General features: G+C 56.6%; 21 protein-coding genes and 1 tRNA gene. 11 read left to right on the forward strand and 11 right to left on the reverse strand.

What is annotated here, in order from left to right:
* Positions 1-29: 29 nt before the first annotated feature.
* Together ACI7MX_RS12955 and ACI7MX_RS12960 are read left to right on the forward strand one after the other, a co-directional pair.
* A complete protein-coding gene (locus ACI7MX_RS12955) occupies positions 30-533 on the forward strand; it encodes a cyclophilin-like fold protein (RefSeq protein WP_405587910.1) in 504 nt (167 codons plus the stop codon).
* A gap of 25 nt (positions 534-558) precedes the next feature.
* A complete protein-coding gene (locus ACI7MX_RS12960; protein ID WP_405587913.1) occupies positions 559-1,587 on the forward strand; it encodes an alpha/beta hydrolase in 1,029 nt (342 codons plus the stop codon).
* Positions 1,588-2,092: 505 nt separating this feature from the next.
* On the opposite strand, the gene ACI7MX_RS12965 is transcribed toward ACI7MX_RS12960, so the two are convergent.
* The 5 genes from ACI7MX_RS12965 to dapA all read right to left on the reverse strand — a co-directional run bounded on the left by ACI7MX_RS12965 (position 2,093) and on the right by dapA (position 5,793).
* A tRNA-Ser gene (locus tag ACI7MX_RS12965) sits at positions 2,093-2,182 on the reverse strand.
* Positions 2,183-2,274: 92 nt separating this feature from the next.
* On the reverse strand, positions 2,275-2,988 hold the full coding sequence (gene purC, locus ACI7MX_RS12970) for a phosphoribosylaminoimidazolesuccinocarboxamide synthase (protein WP_122781968.1): 714 nt from the start codon (positions 2,986-2,988) through the stop codon (positions 2,275-2,277).
* A 28-nt stretch (positions 2,989-3,016) separates the two neighbouring features.
* Positions 3,017-3,775 carry an MBL fold metallo-hydrolase gene (locus ACI7MX_RS12975; protein WP_314482014.1) on the reverse strand — a complete coding sequence of 253 codons (759 nt, stop codon included), beginning with the start codon at positions 3,773-3,775 and terminating at the stop codon, positions 3,017-3,019.
* A 6-nt stretch (positions 3,776-3,781) separates the two neighbouring features.
* Positions 3,782-4,897: an outer membrane protein assembly factor BamC gene (gene bamC / locus ACI7MX_RS12980; RefSeq protein ID WP_405587917.1), complete on the reverse strand. Its 1,116-nt coding sequence runs from the start codon at positions 4,895-4,897 to the stop codon at positions 3,782-3,784.
* A 17-nt stretch (positions 4,898-4,914) separates the two neighbouring features.
* Positions 4,915-5,793 carry a 4-hydroxy-tetrahydrodipicolinate synthase gene (gene dapA / locus ACI7MX_RS12985; RefSeq protein WP_405587920.1) on the reverse strand — a complete coding sequence of 293 codons (879 nt, stop codon included), beginning with the start codon at positions 5,791-5,793 and terminating at the stop codon, positions 4,915-4,917.
* Positions 5,794-6,111: 318 nt separating this feature from the next.
* Between dapA and ACI7MX_RS12990 the strand changes: the two genes are divergently transcribed.
* Complete coding sequence (locus ACI7MX_RS12990) at positions 6,112-6,672, forward strand: glycine cleavage system protein R (RefSeq protein ID WP_016780071.1); 561 nt, start codon at positions 6,112-6,114, stop codon at positions 6,670-6,672.
* A 12-nt stretch (positions 6,673-6,684) separates the two neighbouring features.
* Positions 6,685-7,158: a peroxiredoxin gene (locus ACI7MX_RS12995; RefSeq protein WP_405587923.1), complete on the forward strand. Its 474-nt coding sequence runs from the start codon at positions 6,685-6,687 to the stop codon at positions 7,156-7,158.
* A gap of 189 nt (positions 7,159-7,347) precedes the next feature.
* On the opposite strand, the gene queF is transcribed toward ACI7MX_RS12995, so the two are convergent.
* Both queF and ACI7MX_RS13005 read right to left on the reverse strand, forming a co-directional pair.
* The gene (queF, locus tag ACI7MX_RS13000) at positions 7,348-8,178 is read right to left on the reverse strand and encodes an NADPH-dependent 7-cyano-7-deazaguanine reductase QueF (RefSeq protein ID WP_405587927.1); all 831 of its coding nucleotides are present in this window, start codon (positions 8,176-8,178) and stop codon (positions 7,348-7,350) included.
* A gap of 82 nt (positions 8,179-8,260) precedes the next feature.
* A complete protein-coding gene (locus ACI7MX_RS13005) occupies positions 8,261-8,782 on the reverse strand; it encodes a plastocyanin/azurin family copper-binding protein (protein WP_405587929.1) in 522 nt (173 codons plus the stop codon).
* A gap of 147 nt (positions 8,783-8,929) precedes the next feature.
* Here ACI7MX_RS13005 and ACI7MX_RS13010 point away from each other — a divergent pair, with 147 nt between their 5' ends.
* Both ACI7MX_RS13010 and ACI7MX_RS13015 read left to right on the forward strand, forming a co-directional pair.
* Positions 8,930-9,610 (forward strand): heavy metal response regulator transcription factor, encoded by a 681-nt coding sequence (locus ACI7MX_RS13010; RefSeq protein WP_314482002.1) that lies wholly within the window; start codon positions 8,930-8,932, stop codon positions 9,608-9,610.
* A complete protein-coding gene (locus ACI7MX_RS13015) occupies positions 9,610-10,974 on the forward strand; it encodes a heavy metal sensor histidine kinase (RefSeq protein WP_405587933.1) in 1,365 nt (454 codons plus the stop codon). Before ACI7MX_RS13010 ends, ACI7MX_RS13015 begins: the two co-directional genes overlap by 1 nt.
* A 106-nt stretch (positions 10,975-11,080) precedes the next feature.
* Here the strand turns inward: ACI7MX_RS13015 and ACI7MX_RS13020 are convergent, their stop codons facing one another.
* From ACI7MX_RS13020 to ACI7MX_RS13030, 3 genes are all read right to left on the reverse strand, one after another.
* Positions 11,081-12,325 carry a lipoprotein-releasing ABC transporter permease subunit gene (locus tag ACI7MX_RS13020; RefSeq protein ID WP_405587936.1) on the reverse strand — a complete coding sequence of 415 codons (1,245 nt, stop codon included), beginning with the start codon at positions 12,323-12,325 and terminating at the stop codon, positions 11,081-11,083.
* A 61-nt stretch (positions 12,326-12,386) separates the two neighbouring features.
* The gene (lolD, locus tag ACI7MX_RS13025) at positions 12,387-13,070 is read right to left on the reverse strand and encodes a lipoprotein-releasing ABC transporter ATP-binding protein LolD (protein WP_194286158.1); all 684 of its coding nucleotides are present in this window, start codon (positions 13,068-13,070) and stop codon (positions 12,387-12,389) included.
* 7 nt (positions 13,071-13,077) lie between these two features.
* Positions 13,078-14,328 carry a lipoprotein-releasing ABC transporter permease subunit gene (locus ACI7MX_RS13030; RefSeq protein WP_405587940.1) on the reverse strand — a complete coding sequence of 417 codons (1,251 nt, stop codon included), beginning with the start codon at positions 14,326-14,328 and terminating at the stop codon, positions 13,078-13,080.
* 94 nt (positions 14,329-14,422) lie between these two features.
* On the opposite strand from ACI7MX_RS13030, the gene ACI7MX_RS13035 reads away from it, so the two are divergent.
* Together ACI7MX_RS13035 and ACI7MX_RS13040 are read left to right on the forward strand one after the other, a co-directional pair.
* Entirely contained in the window at positions 14,423-15,007 is a 585-nt protein-coding gene (locus tag ACI7MX_RS13035; RefSeq protein WP_405587943.1) for a PilZ domain-containing protein, read from the forward strand.
* Positions 15,008-15,043: 36 nt separating this feature from the next.
* Positions 15,044-15,766, forward strand: coding sequence for a glycerophosphodiester phosphodiesterase (locus tag ACI7MX_RS13040; protein ID WP_405587946.1), 723 nt, complete (start codon positions 15,044-15,046; stop codon positions 15,764-15,766).
* Between the two features lie 42 nt (positions 15,767-15,808).
* Here the strand turns inward: ACI7MX_RS13040 and sthA are convergent, their stop codons facing one another.
* Positions 15,809-17,203 carry a Si-specific NAD(P)(+) transhydrogenase gene (gene sthA, locus ACI7MX_RS13045; protein WP_405587949.1) on the reverse strand — a complete coding sequence of 465 codons (1,395 nt, stop codon included), beginning with the start codon at positions 17,201-17,203 and terminating at the stop codon, positions 15,809-15,811.
* 275 nt (positions 17,204-17,478) lie between these two features.
* Here sthA and ACI7MX_RS13050 point away from each other — a divergent pair, with 275 nt between their 5' ends.
* The 3 genes from ACI7MX_RS13050 to ACI7MX_RS13060 form a co-directional block, all read left to right on the forward strand.
* The gene (locus ACI7MX_RS13050) at positions 17,479-18,042 is read left to right on the forward strand and encodes a chalcone isomerase family protein (RefSeq protein WP_314491094.1); all 564 of its coding nucleotides are present in this window, start codon (positions 17,479-17,481) and stop codon (positions 18,040-18,042) included.
* A gap of 154 nt (positions 18,043-18,196) precedes the next feature.
* Positions 18,197-19,483 (forward strand): MFS transporter, encoded by a 1,287-nt coding sequence (locus ACI7MX_RS13055; RefSeq protein WP_314491097.1) that lies wholly within the window; start codon positions 18,197-18,199, stop codon positions 19,481-19,483.
* Positions 19,484-19,673: 190 nt separating this feature from the next.
* On the forward strand, positions 19,674-19,995 hold a 322-nt coding region (locus ACI7MX_RS13060; protein ID WP_405634579.1), incomplete at its 3' end, for a hypothetical protein.

Raw genomic sequence — 19,995 nt, forward strand, 5'->3', positions numbered from 1 at the left:
CTTAACCGGCAACGATCCGGGAGATGGGTATGGCACTCAGCATTCACCGCACCTCAAACATCAACCTGCATCAGGTCCGGGGCAAGCGTCCATTTCGTTGGCCAAGCTTGTTGTATTCCGCTCTCGTACTTGGCAGCTACATCATGATGAATGATGCCCCGTCGGCGTCTTCGAATACGGAGAAATCTCGCATGTGGATGACCGTCGGCGAACAACGCTTCGCCATTACCTTGACCGACAACGCAGCCGCTCGTGCGTTTGTCACGCTCCTGCCACTGACGCTAGAGATGAGCGATCTCAACAGCAATGAGAAATACGCCAGCCTTCCTGGAGCCCTGCCCTTCAAGGCGAGCAAACCGGGAACGATCCACGCGGGTGATCTGATGCTATATGGCACGGACACCCTAGTTGTTTTCTATTCGACCTTTAAATCGACATACGCATACACACGCCTTGGACGTGTGGACGACACCGCGAACCTGGCACAAGTGCTAGGCCGACATGCCGTGAAAGTGACGTTCTCCCAATACTGACTACTCTGCATCGATAGGAATTCCAATGAAAAAGCTTATTGTTTTATTAACGCTTTTTGTCAGTTCACTCTCAGCAATAGGAGCCGATATGTCCAACGGCGCAGATAACTTCTATACCAGCGACAAAGTGACCGTGCAGAAGGTCAATTTCAAAAACCAGTACCAAATGAACGTGTCAGGCAATCTGTTCATCCCTAAAAACCTCGACGCCAACACCAAAAGCCCTGCGATTGTTGTTGGCCATCCGATGGGCGCGGTCAAGGAGCAAAGCGCTAATCTGTATGCCACTAAACTGGCAGAAAAAGGCTTTGTGACACTGTCACTGGATCTTTCATTCTGGGGCGAAAGCGAGGGGCTGCCACGCAATGCAGTATCGCCGGACATTTATGCCGAGGACTTCAGCGCAGCGGTGGATTTTCTCGGCACCCGGCCTTTTATCGATAAAGAGCGCATAGGCGCACTCGGCATCTGCGGGAGCGGCAGCTTTGTTATCAGCGCAGCCAAGATTGACCCACGTATGAAAGCCATCGCAACGGTCAGCATGTACGACATGGGCGCAGCCAATCGTAATGGCTTGAAGCATGGACAGACGCTTGAGCAACGCAAAGAGATCATCACGCAGGCCGCACAGCAGCGGTATGTAGAGTTCACGGGCGGTGAAACCCTCTACACGAGCGGCACGGTGCACCAACTGGACGAGAATACTCACCCGATCCAGCGAGAGTTCTATGATTTCTATCGCACGCCACGAGGCGAATACACGCCCGCTAGCTCGTCCAAAGCGCTGACCACCCACCCGACGTTGACCAGCAACATCAAGTTCATGAACTTCTACCCGTTCAATGACATTGAGACGATCTCACCTCGTCCGATGCTGTTTATTACCGGAGCCGATGCCCACTCCAGAGAGTTTAGCGAAGAAGCCTACAAGCTTGCGGGTCAACCCAAGGAGCTCCTCATCATTCCTGGCGCTGGCCATGTTGACCTTTATGATCGCGTAGACCTCATTCCTTTTGACAAGCTAGCGAGCTTTTTTCAGAGTAATTTGAAGTGATGGTAGTGAGATTGAATTAACAATTTCGGCTGAAACGGTGTTTGTTTAACGTCCACTTCTGGCCGATTTCTGCCGGTCAAGGCCCACCCCACGGGCTAGTCAGATCCCAGGCAAACAATGGGTCAAGTCGAATGCAAATAGGTAGTCAATTCCATGCAATTACGCATGGAGTAAAAAAACGATTCGGGCAAGACATTTTGAATAAAACTGGCGCAAATTTTAACGCATCAACCTAGGCATTGGCTCTGCCCGCTGAGCCATGAGCTGTGCGTACGTGAATGCTTCAGCAGACAGAATCACTTTAGCGGAGTCATCCGCAGCAACTGCAGTGCGCGATATTGCAATCGAAAAGACCCACTGCGTACTTAAAACTACCGCCTGATGTCTCATCACCAAATCCTTAAGAGAGAACGGAAGGTGTCGACTACTGTCCTAAATGAAACCCCGGAAACGAAAAAGCCCCTGAAATGTTTAACCATTTCAGGGGCTTAGTCTTGTTCAATAATGGCGGAGAGATAGGGATTCGAACCCTAGGTACCGGTGAAGGTACAACGGATTTCGAATCCGTCCCATTCGGCCACTCTGGCATCTCTCCAACGGCGCGAATAATAACAGCGGTTTTCGAATCTGGCAAAGCCTTATTTCAAAAAAACCGCGTGCTATCAGTTGCTTGCGCGCCTTTAAGGCTTAAAGCGGGACGCCGAGGCGCTGTGCAACTTCTTCGTACGCTTCGATCACGTCACCCAAGCCCTGACGGAAACGGTCTTTGTCCATTTTCTTGCCAGTGGCTTTGTCCCACAGGCGGCAGCCGTCCGGGCTGAATTCGTCGCCTAACACGATGCTGCCATCGTGGAATACGCCGAATTCGAGCTTGAAGTCCACCAGCAGCAAGCCAGCGTCGTCGAACAGTTTGTTCAATACGTCGTTGACCTTCAGGGACAGCTCTTTCATGCGCACCAGTTGTTCAGCCGTGCCCCAACCAAATGCCACAACGTGGGATTCGTTGATGAACGGGTCGCCTTTGGCGTCGTCTTTCAGAAACAGCTCAAAGGTGTAAGGGTTGAGCTTCATGCCCTCTTCCACACCCAGGCGCTTGACCAGGCTACCGGCAGCGTAGTTACGCACAACGCACTCGACCGGAATCATGTCGAGTTTTTTCACCAGGCATTCGTTGTCGCCCAACAGTTTGTCGAATTGAGTCGGCACGCCGGCCTCTTCGAGTTTCTGCATGATGAAGGCGTTGAACTTGTTGTTCACCATACCTTTACGGTCGAGCTGTTCGATGCGCTTGCCGTCGAACGCCGAAGTGTCGTTACGAAACAACAGGATCAAGCGGTTTGCGTCGTCGGTGGTGTAAACCGATTTCGCTTTACCGCGATAGAGTTCTTCACGTTTTTCCATGATGGGCTCCGCATGCTAAGTAGGTGGGCTAGGCGATTGTGCGCCAGTCGAGCCCTGAATCTTGATCGGCCAGTTGCAGCCAGTCCGGGTCGCACCCAAGGGTGTCGACGAAACATTGCCGGGCCAGCTGCGGCAGGTTGTTCTTGCTGCTCAGGTGGGCCAACACCAGATGTTGCAGGTCTTGCCAGCCCAACTCGGCCACCAGGTTTGCAGCCTGGTGGTTGTTCAAATGTCCTTCCTGGCCGCCAACACGCTGCTTGAGAAACGCAGGGTAATGGCCACGGGCAAGCAGGTCGCGGCAGTGGTTGGACTCGATCATCAGCGCGTTGAGGTTGCTGTAACTGGCCAATACGCCAGCGCAGTACGAACCCAGATCGGTCAGCAAGCCAAAACGCCGCTGACCGTCACTGAAAACGTATTGCGTAGGCTCTTGGGCATCATGGGCAACCCGAGTCACGCTGATTTCCAGCGCGCCGATCTGCAAAGTCTCGCCACCCGCCACGTAACCAGCAGGCTCAATCGGTTTGCGCATCCCGCGCTGTGTGCCACGGCTCATGTACACCGGCAAATTGTAACGCCGAGACAGCAAACCCACGCCATGCACATGATCGGCATGTTCGTGGGTCACCAGAATCGCGCTCAGTTGGTGTGGGCTGACGCCCAACCGAACCAGGCGGCGCTCGGTTTCTCGCAAAGAGAAACCGCAATCGACCAGTACATACGTGCTATCGCTGGCTATCAGCGTGCCATTCCCTTGGCTACCACTGCCGAGAACGGCAAAACGCATAGATGATCAGCCCAGGTTGTCTTGGATAACGCCCAACACTTTGCGAGCCACTTCTGGCGGTGCAACTTTGTTGATGTTTTCTTCGACAGTGACCTGCACGGTATCGCCAACCTTGCTCAGACGAACCTGATAACGCTGGGCGCGTGCTTCCACTTCTTCCTTGTCCGGTTTGCTGCCGAAGAGACCGGAGATAAACCCAGGCTTGTCATCCTTCTTCTCGGCTTTTTCGGCGAGGTTGATGTAGTACAGACCCAAGGTGCGGTTGATGTCTTCTACACGCCACTCACCCTGCTCCAGCGCACGACCCACACTTGACCAGGCGCGATCGAGGTCTTCGTTCAGGCTCAATACCAGGTTGCCGTTACCGTCTTCGCTCAGGCTGACGCGAGCCGGGGTGTCGAAATCACGTGCTGCCACCAGCGAAACCGAACTGCCCTTCTCGGCGTTACGGCTCATGCTGATCAGCATTTCGTCGACCAATGCCGCATCCAGACCGGTATTCACCGACCGCTGACCGAAATCAACATTGGCGGTGCTACCCGCTGGGCGATTGGCGCTGACGATGTAAATTTCGCTGGTGTTGCGCTGAACGCCCGGCTCGATGCGAACCCGCAGACGGGTTTCGCTGTCTGCCGACAGGCCACTGCTGGCGATGTGCCGAGCCATTGGCTGCGACAGCTCGTCTGCACGCTGCCAGCTCGTGGTGAACTCGCCGGTTTGCGGACGCTGCTCGTCGATACGGAAACCGTTGTCCTGGAAGAACTGCATGGCCACCGGCCAGACTTCTGACGGCACGTGTTGCGCCATCACCCAACGGTTGTCGCCGCTTTTTTGCAGGGTGTAGTCACTGGCACTGGCAATCGCGCCCAATGGCTGCGGACGCGGCACCTGGAACTCGCCCTTGATGTTGTCATCGGGCACGTTGCTCGGGATCGGCAACAGCGGCACCAGGCGCTTGTCTGTCTGAACACCCGGCGGCAATATCATCGGCGCGGTCTGTTGCGCCTCCAGGTAATCGCTGCCACGGTCACGGAAGTAACCTTCTGGACCCCACAGCCAACCGCAGCCGCTGGTGCTCGAAATAATCACGGCTAGTGCGGAAAGTCCGGCCAATCGCTTCATGCGTAGTGCTTCCTCAATTAAACCAAAACACCGGACTGGCGCAGAGCCTGACGCAGCGGTTCGTGGCAGGGTTCGCTGAGCCAGGTGAGCGGCAGACGGATACCGTCCGGCATCAGGCCCATCTCGTGCAGCGCCCATTTCACGGGGATAGGGTTGGATTCGATAAACAGAGTCTTATTGAGCGGCATCAGCTTTTCGTGAATCGCGCGAGCCGTGGCAGCATCACCCTTCATCGCGGCGGCACACAGGTCACTCATGGCGCGCGGGGCGACGTTGGCGGTCACCGAAATATTGCCCTTGCCGCCGAGCAGGATCAGCTCGACTGCGGTAGCGTCATCACCGGAGTACACCAGAAACTCATCGCTCACGCCGGCCAGAATGGCGGGCACACGCGTCAAATCACCCGTGGCTTCCTTGATGCCAATGATGTTCGGCACGGTAGACAGGCGAATAACGGTGGCGGGCAGCATGTCGCAGGCCGTACGACCCGGCACGTTGTAAAGAATTTGCGGGATGGCGACCGCTTCAGCGATGGCCTTGAAATGCTGATACAAGCCTTCCTGGGTCGGCTTGTTGTAGTACGGCGTGACCAAGAGGCACGCATCGGCGCCAGCATCTTTTGCATTTTTGGTCAGTTCGATCGCTTCACGCGTCGAGTTAGCACCCGTACCCGCGATGACCGGGATACGTCCTGCCACCTGTTTGACGACGAAACGAATCACTTCGATGTGTTCGTTCACATCCAGAGTTGCCGATTCACCTGTAGTGCCAACGGCAACAATGGCGTTGGTGCCCTCTTGCAGGTGAAAGTCCACCAGTTTGCTCAGAGCGTCCCAGTCCAGACGACCTTGTGCATCCATCGGTGTGACCAGTGCCACCATACTGCCCGCAATCATGCAACCGCTCCTGCCGGAAAAAGAGAGCCGTAATGGTACTGGCGCCTTGACCCTTGCACAAGCAACAGCGCGCCCGATGAGCATTCCCCTTCTCGCTGCTTTTCGCTACCCTTCATCCTTTGATTGGTACTGATGTGTGTGCGCGTGTGTTTTTCAGGTCTTTCTGTAAGCGCCCAACGCCCTGCCCTCGGCCTTACGGGACATGTTTGCATACCGTGCAAACGGCCTGCAGGCGGGCTGGTGGAGCGCTTGGAACGCCCAGAGCCCACAGCGCAACCCATCCACCGTACTGACCGCTCATCGTTTTAGGAAGGCTGAATGTCCACCCCCACAGTTCGCGAACAATTCCTTGTCATCAGTGCCCTTGGCGCCAACCCAATGGAGCTGACTAACGTCCTGTGCCGCGCCAGCCATGAAAATCGCTGTGCCGTCGTGACCTCCCGCCTCACTCGTCATGGCGAATGCAGCGCGCTGGTGCTGGAAGTCACCGGCAGCTGGGATGCGCTGGCACGGCTCGAAGCCGGCTTGCCTGCACTGGCCAAAAAGCATGCTTTCAGCGTCAACGTGGTGCGCAGTGCTGCACTCGAAACCCGCCCTCAAGCGTTGCCTTATGTGGCGTATGTCAGCTCGGCTTACCGTTCTGACATCATCAACGAGTTGTGCCAGTTCTTCATGGACCACAATGTCGAGCTCGAAAACCTGACCTGCGACACCTATCAGGCACCGCAAACCGGCGGCACCATGCTCAACGCCACGTTTACCGTGACCCTGCCGGCTGGCGTGCAAATCAGTTGGTTGCGCGACCAGTTCCTGGATTTCGCCGACGCGCTGAATCTGGATGCGCTGATTGAACCGTGGCGTCCACAAAACCCGATGTAAGGAAACATGACCATGACCGTTGCAATTGACCAACCCGTCAGCGATTTCGAGATTGCGGCTACTGGCGAGCAGACCGTCAGGTTGTCGGCTTTGAAGGGTAAACAGGTGGTAATTTACTTTTACCCCAAAGACAGCACGCCCGGTTGCACCACAGAAGGACAGGGTTTTCGCGATCACTATGCCGAGTTTCAGGCGGCTAACACCGAAGTCTTTGGTGTATCGCGTGACAGCCTCAAGTCCCATGAGAACTTCAAGGCCAAGCAAGGTTTTCCGTTTGAGTTGCTGAGCGACAAGGACGAAGCCCTGTGCCAGCTGTTTGACGTGATCAAGCTGAAGAAGCTGTATGGCAAGGAATATATGGGCGTGGATCGCAGCACCTTCCTGATCGACAAGGACGGTGTGCTGCGTCACGAATGGCGCGGCGTGAAAGTGCCGGGGCATGTTGAGGCGGTGCTGGAACAGGCCAAGGCGCTGAATAACGGCTGACTGACCGACCCTCACCCCAACCCTCTCCCAGAGGGAGAGGGGGCTGATTGGCGGTGTTGCGTAAATCTGCTTGTGCCCTTAGGCCCCTCACCCTCCGGGAGAGGGGCTTGATTTGTGGCGTGACGCAAACTTGCTTTTGCCCTTAGTACCCTCTCCCTCCGGGAGAGGGCTAGGGTGAGGGGCTTTTAATTACTGGCGCACCAACCGCACATTCTGAAACTCAGCCGTCTCAGTGCTGCGGTACGGGTTGATGTCCAGCCCGCCGCGTCGCACATAGCGCGCATATACAGTTAACTTCTCGGGCTTGAGCAAACGCTGCACGTCCAAAAAGATTCGCTCCACACACTGCTCATGAAAGTCCGAGTGCTGACGGAAGCTCACCAGATACGCCAGCAAACTGGCATGATCCAGCGCCGCACCGCGGTACTCAACCACCACCGTGCCCCAATCTGGCTGGCGGGTGACCGGGCAGTTTGATTTGAGCAAATGGCTGTACACACTCTCTTCAATGACCCGCGATTCATCGCACTTCAACAACTCTGGACGCGGCTGTTCGTAATCACTGACCGTAATATCCAGATCATCAATGCAGACGCCCGGCAAAATACCCACACCATCAGCCTGAACGTCATCTAGGCTGCGCACGCGTACGCCTACAGGCTTACCTGACGCGGCTGACAAATCAGCGATTAACGTCGCTTCAAGGGTGTGTTTATCGGCAAAAAAGGTCTGATTGAGCGAGTTCAGGTACAACTTGAAGGATTTGGACTCGACGATATTCGGAGAGTCTGCAGCAAAGCAGAACTCACCAATGGCCACCACCGGCTTTCCCGACGGCAATAACCACGAAAGCTCAAAGCAATTCCAATAGTCCACCCCAACGTACGGCAGCGTGTCGGCGCTCAGGCCCAGCTCTGCCCATTTCGCCGCACGCGGGATCGGAAACAGCAAGGACGGGGTGTAGGTGCTGATGTATTCACTGGACTTGCCCAGCGGCGAGTGTTCGGCTGCGGGATGCATGGTAAAAAACCTGGCTAGAAAAACCCGACGATTCTACCGGGTTTAGGCCAGGCTTTCAGCGCCCGCAGACGATCAGCCACGTTTAAGGCGAAACTTTTACCGTCCCAACCATGCCCGCCTGATAGTGACCCGGCACATTGCAGGCAAACTCCAGGTTATCGGTCTTGGTAAAAGTCCAAGTCAACTCAGCCGTTTTGCCGGGTGCCACCAACACGCTGTTGGGATCATCGTGTTTCATTGCGCCATGGCCCATAGCCGAATGATCCATGCCCGCGTGACTCATTCCGGTCGGCGTGAGCATGCCGTTCTGCTGCATGTCGAGCATCTCTTTTTGATGCTCGGTGTGCATGGCAGCATGGCCCAGATTGAACTCATGCAGCAGTTGGCCTTTGTTGACCAGCACAAAGCGCACCGTCTCCCCGGCCTTGACGTCCAAAGATTTGGGACTGAACGCGATGTCGCTCATGTCCACCTCCACCGTGCGCGTAGCGCTGGCGGCAGGTGCTGGATGACCAAAATCCAATTGGCTTGCAGGCGACGCCATCACCGGCAAACTTAACGCCAACCAGCACCCAGCCAGAGACAAACCGCTACGAATACGCATACTCACTCCCAGAACGCAAAATACTTAGCACCACTTTATCGACCGCTACTGGCATTCAACTGACCGTAAGATTACAAGTTTGTCAGATTGGACCTACATTCTCCGGCCCCATGTATAAGGCTGAGGATATTTTTGGATGAGCCACCCATGAAGCTGCTGATTGTCGAAGACCAGGCCAAAACCGGCCAATACTTGCGCCAGGGATTGAGCGAAGCCGGGTTTAGCACCGAACTGGCGACGGACGGCATCACAGGCCAGCACCTGGCCTTGACCGGCGATTACGACCTGCTGATTCTCGACGTCATGTTGCCCGGGCGTGATGGCTGGCAAATCCTGCACGCTGTGCGCAGTGCCGGGCTGGACATGCCCGTGCTGTTCCTGACTGCCCGCGATGCCGTCGAAGACCGCGTACACGGCCTGGAACTGGGCGCTGACGACTACTTGGTCAAGCCCTTTGCATTCTCAGAGCTACTGGCTAGGGTGCGCAGCTTGCTGCGCCGTGGCAGCAGCTCAACGCAAGAAACCAGCCTGCAGCTGGCCGACCTGCGCCTCGATCTGATCCGGCGCCGTGTCGAGCGTAACGGCCAGCGCATCGACCTGACCGCCAAAGAGTTTGCCTTGCTCGAACTGCTGCTGCGCCGTCAGGGCGAAGTCCTGCCCAAATCCCTGATTGCATCGCAGGTCTGGGACATGAACTTCGACAGCGACACCAACGTCATCGAAGTGGCGATTCGCCGTTTGCGTTTGAAAATCGACGACAACCACGAACACAAACTGATCCATACCGTACGCGGCATGGGTTACGTGCTAGAAGAGCGCACCCATTGATGCCCCGCCTGTCACTGAGCAGTCGATTGGCATTGCTGTTTGCCGCCTGCACCGCAGTGGTGTCGCTGTTGGCCGGCGTGCTGTTCGGCCGCGCCAGCGAGGCGCATTTCGCCGAGCTCGACCAACAATTGATGGAGAGCCGTCTCGCTGTCCTGCGCAGCACATTGCAAAACGCCGACTCCCTTGAGCGCTTCAAGCAGCGCCTGCCTGACCTGCTGGAGAACCTTCGCCAGCAGCCTGACCTGACGATGCGAGTGCGCAGTCCTGACGGTCAAGTGTGGTTTGACAGCTCGCAGAGCTTGCCGGATGAACTGCCCTCTCACCCCGGATTGGCAAGCCTGCAAATAAACGGCACGAATTACAGAGTACTCAACCCAATTCCTGACACTGCTGGTGAACCGCGTCTGACCTTGCTGCTGGACATCACCCACCACCAACACTTCCTGCAACGCATGCAGCACCTGATCTGGCTCACCGTTGGCCTCTCAGCGCTGGCCACGGCGCTTCTCGGGGCGTGGGCGGCCCGTAGCGGCTTGCGACCCTTGCGGCGCATGAGCGCCATTGCAGCCAGCGTTTCGGCTGACTCACTCAATGCCCGCCTGCCGCAACAGGCCATGCCCGCCGAACTGGCCGAACTGGCCGGGGCGTTCAACGCCATGCTGGAGCGTCTGGATGATTCTTTTCAGCGACTGTCGGCGTTCTCCGCTGATATTGCGCATGAGTTGCGAACCCCCCTGTCGAATCTGCTGACCCATACCCAAGTGACCCTCACCCGCCCCAGAAGCATTGACGAGTACCGCGAGGCCCTGCACAGCAACCTTGAAGAGCTGCAATGGATGGCCCAACTGGTCAACGACATGCTGTACCTGGCCAAGGCTGATCATGGCTTGCTGTCACCGCGTCGCGAGCCGCTGCAATTGGCCAGGGAAGTGGATGCCTTGCTGGAGTTTTATGCATTGCTGGCAGAAGACTCGCAGATTGAACTGAGCCGCGAGGGCGACGGGCAAATTGAAGGTGACCGCAGCATGTTGCGTCGCGCCCTTTCCAACCTGCTGGATAACGCACTGCGCTACACGCCGACCGGGGGAGTCATCAGGGTGCTGATAGGTGCGTCGACGACCGGCGTGCGTATTCGTATTGAAAACACCGGCAGCGGGATTCCCGCCGAGTTGCTACCTCGCCTGTTTGACCGGTTTTATCGGGCCGATCCCGCAAGACGTGAAGGCAGCAGCGAACATGCGGGGCTAGGCCTGGCGATTACGCAGTCGATCATTCGCGCCCATGGCGGGCAGATTCGAGCTGAGTCACAGGAGGGGGTGACGCGGTTTGTGATTGAGCTGCCTGAAAAGCAGCCCTCACCCTAGCCCTCTCCCAGAGGGAGAGGGCACTAAAAGCAAAATCCGATCTGCGCAATACCACCCATCAGCCCCCTCTCCCTCAGGGAGAGGCGTGGTGAGGGCGTTTCAGCTATCAGGAATAGCGCAACGCATGCGCTGGCTGAATTTTCGCCGCCCGGTACGCCGGATACAGTGTCGCCATAAAGCTCAGCACAAAGCCCGCACCGCAAATCAGCGCCACATCGGCGCCCTGCAATTCAGATGGCAGGTTGCTGACGAAATACACGTCCGAACTGAAAATGTGTTGCCCGGACACGCGCTCCATCCAGCCCACCAGCTCGCTGACATTGAGTGCTGCAATCACACCCAGCACGCCGCCAATCAACGTACCGACAATGCCAATCACCGTGCCCTGCACCATAAAAATCGCCATGATCTGGCGCGGTGTAGCACCAATGGTGCGCAAGATGGCAATGTCCGCCCCTTTGTCATTCACCACCATGATCAAGGTGGCAATGATATTGAACGCCGCCACGGCAACGATCATGAGCAACAACAGGCCAATCATGGTCTTTTCCATCTTCATGGCACTGAACAGACTGCCTTGGGTGTGAGTCCAGTCATCGGCTTTGTAATCGGCACCCAAGCCAGCCACGATCTGCTGCGAAACCTGAGGCGCCGCGTACAAGTCTTTGACCGCCAGACGCACGCTTTGCACCTGATTCGGCTCCCAGTGCTGAATGGCTGCCGCATCGGCCATATGGACAAGCCCCATGGTGCCGTCCAGCTCTGCCCCGACCTTGAAGATGCCCACCACGTTCAATCGCTGTAGACGCGGAGTAATCCCGCCCGGTGCGGTGCTGGCTTCGGGCACGATCAAGGTGATTTTGTCACCGACCGCCAGACGGAAACGCCGCGCGGTAATGTCGCCCAGCACCACACCAAACTCGCCGGGTTTAAGATCGTCGAGTTTGCCCTGCACAATGTGCTGGGTGACGATCGACACCTTGCCTTCCTGCGCCGGATCGATGCCGCTGATCTGAATCGGCTGCATCGATCCCTTATAGGAAAGCATGCCGTCCATTTCGGTAAACGGCACGGCTGCGGTCACTTGCGGATTCTTCATCGCTGCCTGCGCCACTGGCCGCCAGTCATCAATAGGCTTCACGCCCACCACGGTGGCATGCGGCACCATGCCGAGGATGCGGTTACTCATTTCACGCTGAAAACCGTTCATCACCGACAACACCACGATCATCGCCAGCACGCCCAGGGCGAGGCCGATCATCGACGTCATGGAAATAAACGAAACAAAACGATTGCGGCGCTTGGCGCGGGTATAGCGCGTGCCGATAAAAATCGATAACGGTCTGAACATTCGCGGGCACCGTATAAAAATAAAAGACCCGACGCCAGAAAACGGCGCCAGGCTTGGCCGATCACATCGCGCTCAGGCGACCTTCTTGCAGGTGCAACACGCGGTCCATCTGCCGGGCCAGATTCATGTCGTGAGTCACCACCAGAAACGCCGTGCGCATCGAGGTGCTGAGTTCAAGCATCAAGTCCTGAATGCCTTGGGCGGTGTGCGAATCGAGGTTACCCGTGGGCTCGTCGAGCATCACCAGCCCCGGCTTGTTGACCAGCGCACGGGCAATGGCCACACGCTGGCGCTCGCCACCCGACAGCTCGGCCGGCTTGTGCTCCAGACGATGGCCCAACCCTACACGGGTCAGCAGCGCGGTGGCACGTTCGCGCGCTTCCGGAATCGGCGTTTTACCGATGAGCAGGGGCATGCAGACGTTTTCCAACGCGGTGAATTCGGGCAGCAAGTGGTGAAACTGATACACGAAACCCAGCGAGCGATTGCGCAACAGACCGCGGGCCTTTTCACCCAGCGCCGACAGTTCTTCACCCGCCAGCCACACGCTGCCGCTGGTGGGCGTATCGAGGCCACCGAGCAGATTGAGCAAAGTACTTTTACCCGAGCCCGACGTACCGACAATCGCCACACGCTCACCGGGATGCAGCTCAAGCTGCAAACCCGACAACACCACCACGGACTCCGGGCCTTCCTCGTAGGACTTGCCCAGGTCGCGGCAACTCAACACTGCTTGTTCTTTCATGCCCAACTCACTCATAACGAAGCGCCTGCGCAGGCTGGGTGCGTGCAGCACGCCAGGCCGGGTACAAGGTCGCGAGGAAACTCAGAACCAATGCCGCGCCGCAGACCATCAACACATCCTGCGTTTGCAATTGCGAAGGCAGGTAGTCGATGAAATACACATCAGCATTGAGAAACTTGTGACCGATCAGCCCTTCAAGGGCCGAGATCGCAGCACTGACATTGAGCGCTGCGAGCATGCCCAGCACCGCACCAATAGCCGTCCCAACCACTCCGATCACAGTGCCTTGCACCATAAAGATCGCCATGATCGTGCCCGGCGTCGCCCCCAAGGTGCGCAGAATGGCGATGTCGCCTTTCTTGTCATTGACCACCATGACCAGCGTGGAAATGATGTTGAACGCGGCCACGGCCACAATCAGCAACAACAGCAAGCCAATCATGGCTTTTTCCATGCGAATGGCTTGATAGAGGTTGCCGTGGGTGCGGGTCCAGTCACGGGAGTAGTATTGGCTTTCGCCTAACTGCTGGGCGATGTCCCAGGCCGCACGCGGCGCCTCGAACAGGTCGTTGAACTTCAACCGCAAGCCTTGCACCTGATCAGGCTTCCAACGCTGCAAGCGCGCCAGGTCCTGCAGGTTGGTAACACCCAGATAGCCGTCAATTTCACCCGCGCCGACATGGAAAATGCCCTGCACCGTGAAACGCTTCATACGCGGGAACATCCCGGCAGGCGTCACCGTGACTTCCGGCGCAACAAAGGTCAGTTTGTCGCCAATGGCAACGCCCAGCTTTTTAGCGGCCTTGTCGCCAATCACGATGCCGAAACTGCCGGGGGTCAACGAATCGAGCTGACCTTCAAGCATAAAGTGATCAATGATCGAAACCTTGCGCTCCTGCGCCGGGTCGATGGCATTGAGCAGCACTTTCTGCACATTGCCGTCATGGGTCAGCAGCCCTTGCATCTGGGTGTACGGCGCTACGGCCTCCACCTTGGGGTTTTGCTTAACCTTGGCGGCCAGGCTTTGCCAATCGCTGATCGGTTGATCGCCGACGATGGTCGCGTGGGGCACCATGCCCAACACGCGGGTACGCATTTCATGATCGAAGCCGTTCATCACCGATAACACCACGATCATGACGACCACGCCGAGGGCGAGTCCGATCATTGAAGTCAGAGAAATGAACGACACAAAATGATTGCGACGCTTTGCACGGGTATAACGCGTGCCGATAAATACGAAGAGAGGTCTGAACATGTCGGGGCTTGTTCGAGGGAAAAGAAGACGTCCTTGTGGCGAGGCCTGATAAGCAGCTTTACACTCAGACCACAGCCGCCATCATGGGTTCGCCATGTCGACATTAAATGAAGAAGATCGCCGCGAATACTACCGTATCGAGGATCTGATCGCACTGGAAATAACCCCGCTGTCGGACACCGACGCTGCGAGCGGCGAAGTGTTGCATGATGCGTCACCATTGTTCAATTTGCTCAGCGAACTGCACCTCAGCGAATTCGAATCCCAGCACCTGCTGCGCCAGATCAGCGAACGCGACCGCACCCTTTCCAGCTACCTTAAAACCCTCAATAAACGCGTCGATCTGCTCAGCCAGATCGTGGCACAAACAGTGCTAGGCAAGATCGGCGAGCTGCAACCGGTGAAGCTTTCAGAAGGCGGCATTGAGTTTCGCCAGAAACAGCCATTGCCCGCGGATAGCCATCTCTCACTGAAGCTGGTGCTGATGCCCCAAGCGCTGGGTTTGCTGCTGCGTGCCCGCGTTGTCACGTGTCTTGCCGAAGACGAGAGTTACGTGATCGACACTGAATTCGAAGCCCTCAATGACACCCAGCGCCAGCTGCTGGCACGCTACATTTTGCAAAAACAGGCACAGGCACGCCGCCTCGCCCGCGAACAACACGAATCCGCCGCCGAGTAATCACTCAAGCTGCGCGCACGCTTATAAGGAGTAACTGTGACCCTGATTTATGGCCATCGCGGCGCCAAAGGCGAAGCACCGGAAAACACCCTCGCCAGCTTTGAGCAATGCCTCAAGCATGGCGTTCGTCGCTGCGAACTCGACCTGCACTTGTCCAAAGATGGCGAGCTGATGGTGATTCACGACCCCACCCTCAAGCGCACCACTGACCGACGCGGCAAAGTGATCGAGCACACTGCGGCCGACCTGATGACTTATGACGCTCGCAAAGGAGGCCCGGGCTGGATGCAGCCGTGCCCGATTCCGCGTTTGGAAGAGCTGTTCGAAAAATGCAACTTCGAGCATTGGCAGCTTGAAGTCAAAAGCGCATCACGCACGCGCGCAGCCAGTACCGTGTTGGCCATTCGCGAGATGGCTGAGCGTCATGGCCTGATGGACAAAGTGACCGTCACCTCCAGTTCCCGCGAAGTGCTGAAAGCCGCATTGGAACTGACACCGGACTTGTCTCGCGGACTGGTCGCCGAATACGCCTGGCTAGACCCGATCAAGGTCGCAAACAGTTATGGCTGTGACTTGCTGGCATTGAACTGGACACTCTGCACCCCGGAACGTCTGGCCAAAGCCCAGCGTCAGGGTTTGCATGTGTCGGTATGGACAGTCAACGAACCTGCGCTGATGCGCAGGCTCGCTGATTTCGGCGTCGACAGCCTGATTACAGACTTTCCCGGTTTGGCCACTGCCACCCTTGGGAATGGCTGAAATCGGTCTCCCCGGCCGGCTCAGGCCACCGGCCGGAGCCGCTTAAAAAAGCCGATTAAGGCCATCGTAAGCCGCTACCCGATAGGCTTCAGCCATGGTCGGGTAGTTGAACGTGGTGTTCACAAAGTACTTAAGGGTATTAAGCTCGCCCGGCTGGTTCATGATCGCCTGGCCGATGTGCACGATTTCTGAAGCCTGATAACCGAAGCAGTGAACGCCCAGTACTTCAAGGGTTTCACGGTGGAACAGGATTTTCAGCATGCCCTGAGGCTCACCCGCAATCTGCGCCCGCGCCATGCTCTTGAAGAACGCCTTGCCCACTTCATAAGGCACTTTAGCCTGGGTCAACTCCTGCTCGTTCTTGCCGATGGAGCTGATCTCGGGAATGGTATAAATCCCGGTTGGCACGTCATTGACGAAGCGCCAGCTGCCATTGTCGACGATGCTGCCAGCGGCTGAGCGCCCCTGGTCGTGAGCTGCACTGGCCAGGCTCGGCCAACCAATCACATCGCCTGCGGCGAAAATGTTGGGCACGGTGGTGCGGTAGTTTTCATCAACGGTGATCTGACCACGACCGTTGGGTTTAATGCCGATATTCTCCAGCCCCAGCAGGTCAGTGTTGCCGGTACGGCCGTTGCACCAGAGCAAGGCGTCCCCTTTGATCTTCTTGCCGGACTTGAGGTGCAGGATCACGCCGTTTTCGACGCCTTCTACGCGCTCATACTCTTCGTTATGGCGAACGGTGATGTTGTTGTTGCTGAAGTGGTAGCTCAGCGCTTGCGAGATCTCGGAATCGAGGAAGCTCAGCAGTTGCTCGCGGTTATCCACCAGCTCAATCAACACTCCCAGACCACTGAAGATCGATGCGTATTCGCAGCCGATCACGCCTGCCCCGTAAACAATCAGCTTACGCGGCGTGTGACCCAGACTGAGGATGGTGTCGCTATCGTAGATACGCGAGTGAGTGAAATCGATATCTGCCGGGCGATACGGACGCGAGCCGGTGGCGATAATGATTTGCTTGGCCATCAAGGTTTCGACGACGCCGTTGGTGCAGACCACTTCAATGGTTTGCTCATCGGTAAAGCTGCCGGTGCCGAAGAACAGGTCGACACGGTTACGTGCGTAGTAACCCGTGCGCGAAGCCACTTGCTTGGAAATCACCTTCTCGGCGCTTTTCAGCACGTCCGGGAACGAGAACCAACGCGGCTCACCAATGGCCCGAAACATCGGATTGGTGTTGAACTGCATGATTTGGCGAACCGAGTGACGCAAGGCTTTGGACGGGATCGTGCCCAAGTGCGTGCAGTTGCCGCCAACCTGACGCCGGCTATCCACCATCGCCACTTTGCGCCCTGCTTTTGCGGCGTTCATTGCCGCACCTTCTCCTGCCGGGCCAGAGCCCAGTACCACTACGTCGTAGTTGTAGACAGCCATGCGTACTCCTCAGAACAGGCCGTGGCACCGCTTTGGGCACCTACGGCTAAATCATGTCGCGGCCAGCGCCATGAAGGATCAAAACGTGGGGCACAGTCTATAGAAGCCTGAACGCCGCGAACATTAACCCTTGGTCTGGTCGTTGGCTATATTTGCATTCACTACACAATTGACGGCCATCCACCCTTCCCCAAAAGGGAGAGGGACTCAATGCAGCCGACATACCTGTGAAAACTGACATAACCTCAAACAACCCATCGATCAGGATCGCCAGCATGCGTCAGTTGTTGATCGCTCTTTTATTCGCCTACAGCGCTGCGGCAGCGGCCGACGATGCTGCGCTGATAAAAGAGGCCGCGTTCCCGGCGCAATGGCGCGAAGGCTCTGAAGTCATGCCGCGCCAAGGCCAGATCGTTCTAACCTACCTCTGGGCCGACATTTACGCCGCCGCGCTGTACACCGCTTCGGGCATGACTCCCCAACAAGCGTTCGAACAGCAGCGCAACCTACGCCTGGAACTGTTCTATCTACGCGACCTGAAACACAGCGATATCACCAAAGCCTCCACCACCATCCTTGAGCGCCAACACCCGCCAACCGTATTGACTCCCCTCAAACCCGAGTTGAAAAAATTGCAAGACAGCTTCGGCGACATCAAACGGGGTGACCGCTTCGCCTTGAATTTCTCACCACAACGCGGCCTGAACCTTGAGCGTAATGGCAGCGTCATTTTCACCAGCCAGAACCCGGCATTGGCCAAAACCTATATCGGCATCTGGCTTGCGCCCGACGGTTTGCCCGAAAACCTGCGTAAGACGTTGATGAAACTTACCCCCTGACTTGCCCTGTAGTCCCCACAACAGTTGCCTACATAATTTGATACACATATGGTTACAAAACTGTTTTGGGCAAAAGCGAATGCTTGGCCCTTGCAGTGCGGACAAGCAAAAAACATGGATTACGCATAAAACAGATAACAGCGGGTGATTTCTGATGGCCTCCAGTACGGGCACAGGCAAGGCGATTTTTCGCGTTGTCAGCGGTAACTTTCTTGAGATGTTCGACTTTATGGTCTTCGGCTTTTACGCCACGGCCATTGCCAAAACCTTCTTTCCAAGCGATAGCGCATTTGCCTCACTGATGCTTGCCCTGGCGACGTTCGGCGCCGGTTTCCTGATGCGCCCTCTGGGTGCCATTTTTCTCGGTGCTTACATCGACCGTCACGGCCGCCGCAAAGGCCTGATCATTACATTGGCCCTGATGGCTATGGGCACTGTGCTGATTGCCTGTGTGCCGGGCTATTCCACGCTGGGCGTCGCCGCTCCCCTGTTGGTACTGCTGGGCCGCTTACTGCAAGGTTTCTCTGCTGGCGTTGAGTTGGGCGGGGTTTCGGTCTATCTGGCAGAGATAGCCACACCGGGCCGCAAAGGCTTCTTTGTAAGCTGGCAGTCGGCCAGTCAACAAGCGGCGGTGGTGTTTGCCGGCTTGCTGGGCGTGGGCCTGAACCACTGGCTAAGTCCCGCAGAAATGGGTGAATGGGGCTGGCGCATCCCCTTCCTGATTGGCTGCATGATCGTGCCGGTGATCTTTGTCATCCGTAAATCCATGCAAGAAACCCCGGAGTTTGAAGCCCGTAAGCATCACCCCACGCTGCGCGAAATCGTGCGCTCTGTTGGGCAAAACTTTGGCTTGGTACTCGGCGGCATGGCCTTGGTGATCATGACCACCGTGTCGTTCTACCTGATCACGGCTTACACCCCGACTTTCGGCAAGGCAGAACTGAACCTGACGGATTTGCAGGCATTGCTGGTGACCGTGTGCATCGGTTTGTCGAACTTCTTCTGGCTGCCGGTCATGGGTTCGCTGTCCGACAAGATCGGGCGCAAGCCACTGCTGCTGGGCTCGACGATTCTGGCCATTTTGACTGCCTACCCAGCCTTGTCATGGCTAGTGGCCAACCCGAGTTTCAGTCACTTGCTGATGGTCGAGTTGTGGCTGTCATTCCTTTATGGCTCGTACAACGGCGCCATGGTGGTTGCCCTGACTGAAATCATGCCGATTGAAGTGCGCACCACCGGCTTCTCGCTGGCTTACAGCTTGGCGACTGCAACGTTTGGCGGTTTCACCCCGGCGGCGTGTACGTACCTGATCCACGTACTGGACAACAAGGCAGCGCCGGGCTTGTGGTTGACGGGTGCGGCTGTATTGGGGCTGATCGCAACCGTGGTGCTGTTTCGTGGTAATCAACATGAACTGCGGATGGCGCAAGCTACAGGTTAAAAGCAGGTGGAAGGCTGCAAGTTGAGAAGCGCTCTCTTGCAGCTTGAGGCTCGGGCCCCACTCACTGCGCCCAAGCCTCACCTTATAACCTCCGTGAGGGGATGAGCTTTTTTTGAGAGCGGCATGATCTGCAAAATGATTATGTATAGCCGCTAACTCGAAAAATCTTCATTTGCAGTATGGATTTGTCATGCAAGCACGAGAAATAATCGCTAGAAGAGTCTTACGCGCACTGCCTGATACAGAAAAAAAAACCCTGCCCTCGAAAAGCCGCGTAGCAAAATATGCAAAAAATACCCGCAATCGATCGCATCAAGGCCTCCAAGCAGTTGAAATAAAAAATCGTCAACTCAAATCAGAACCGAACAGCACTCTTGCGCAACGCACGACTGCTTCACCTTTACAGTCGGTCTTACAGCATGCTCAATCGCCCCAACCAAAGGCATTAACAGACATCCCCGACGGCTGCGCCCAACGTAATATTCCGGCACCACCACCACCACCACCACCAC

Source organism: Pseudomonas sp. 2024-210 (assembly GCF_045062345.1).
Lineage (GTDB): Bacteria > Pseudomonadota > Gammaproteobacteria > Pseudomonadales > Pseudomonadaceae > Aquipseudomonas.

Coding starts and splice junctions, on each gene's coding strand:
- ACI7MX_RS13030 (WP_405587940.1), bottom strand. CDS start 14,328: ATGTTCAGACCTCTCTTCGTATTTATCGGCACGCGTTATACCCGTGCA.
- ACI7MX_RS13035 (WP_405587943.1), top strand. CDS start 14,423: ATGTCGACATTAAATGAAGAAGATCGCCGCGAATACTACCGTATCGAG.
- ACI7MX_RS13050 (WP_314491094.1), top strand. CDS start 17,479: ATGCGTCAGTTGTTGATCGCTCTTTTATTCGCCTACAGCGCTGCGGCA.
- ACI7MX_RS13015 (WP_405587933.1), top strand. CDS start 9,610: ATGCCCCGCCTGTCACTGAGCAGTCGATTGGCATTGCTGTTTGCCGCC.
- lolD (WP_194286158.1), bottom strand. CDS start 13,070: ATGAAAGAACAAGCAGTGTTGAGTTGCCGCGACCTGGGCAAGTCCTAC.
- ACI7MX_RS13005 (WP_405587929.1), bottom strand. CDS start 8,782: ATGCGTATTCGTAGCGGTTTGTCTCTGGCTGGGTGCTGGTTGGCGTTA.
- ACI7MX_RS12975 (WP_314482014.1), bottom strand. CDS start 3,775: ATGCGTTTTGCCGTTCTCGGCAGTGGTAGCCAAGGGAATGGCACGCTG.
- ACI7MX_RS13020 (WP_405587936.1), bottom strand. CDS start 12,325: ATGTTCAGACCGTTATCGATTTTTATCGGCACGCGCTATACCCGCGCC.
- ACI7MX_RS13010 (WP_314482002.1), top strand. CDS start 8,930: ATGAAGCTGCTGATTGTCGAAGACCAGGCCAAAACCGGCCAATACTTG.
- purC (WP_122781968.1), bottom strand. CDS start 2,988: ATGGAAAAACGTGAAGAACTCTATCGCGGTAAAGCGAAATCGGTTTAC.
- ACI7MX_RS12990 (WP_016780071.1), top strand. CDS start 6,112: ATGTCCACCCCCACAGTTCGCGAACAATTCCTTGTCATCAGTGCCCTT.
- queF (WP_405587927.1), bottom strand. CDS start 8,178: ATGCATCCCGCAGCCGAACACTCGCCGCTGGGCAAGTCCAGTGAATAC.
- dapA (WP_405587920.1), bottom strand. CDS start 5,793: ATGATTGCGGGCAGTATGGTGGCACTGGTCACACCGATGGATGCACAA.
- ACI7MX_RS13055 (WP_314491097.1), top strand. CDS start 18,197: ATGGCCTCCAGTACGGGCACAGGCAAGGCGATTTTTCGCGTTGTCAGC.
- ACI7MX_RS12995 (WP_405587923.1), top strand. CDS start 6,685: ATGACCGTTGCAATTGACCAACCCGTCAGCGATTTCGAGATTGCGGCT.
- sthA (WP_405587949.1), bottom strand. CDS start 17,203: ATGGCTGTCTACAACTACGACGTAGTGGTACTGGGCTCTGGCCCGGCA.
- ACI7MX_RS12955 (WP_405587910.1), top strand. CDS start 30: ATGGCACTCAGCATTCACCGCACCTCAAACATCAACCTGCATCAGGTC.
- ACI7MX_RS12960 (WP_405587913.1), top strand. CDS start 559: ATGAAAAAGCTTATTGTTTTATTAACGCTTTTTGTCAGTTCACTCTCA.
- bamC (WP_405587917.1), bottom strand. CDS start 4,897: ATGAAGCGATTGGCCGGACTTTCCGCACTAGCCGTGATTATTTCGAGC.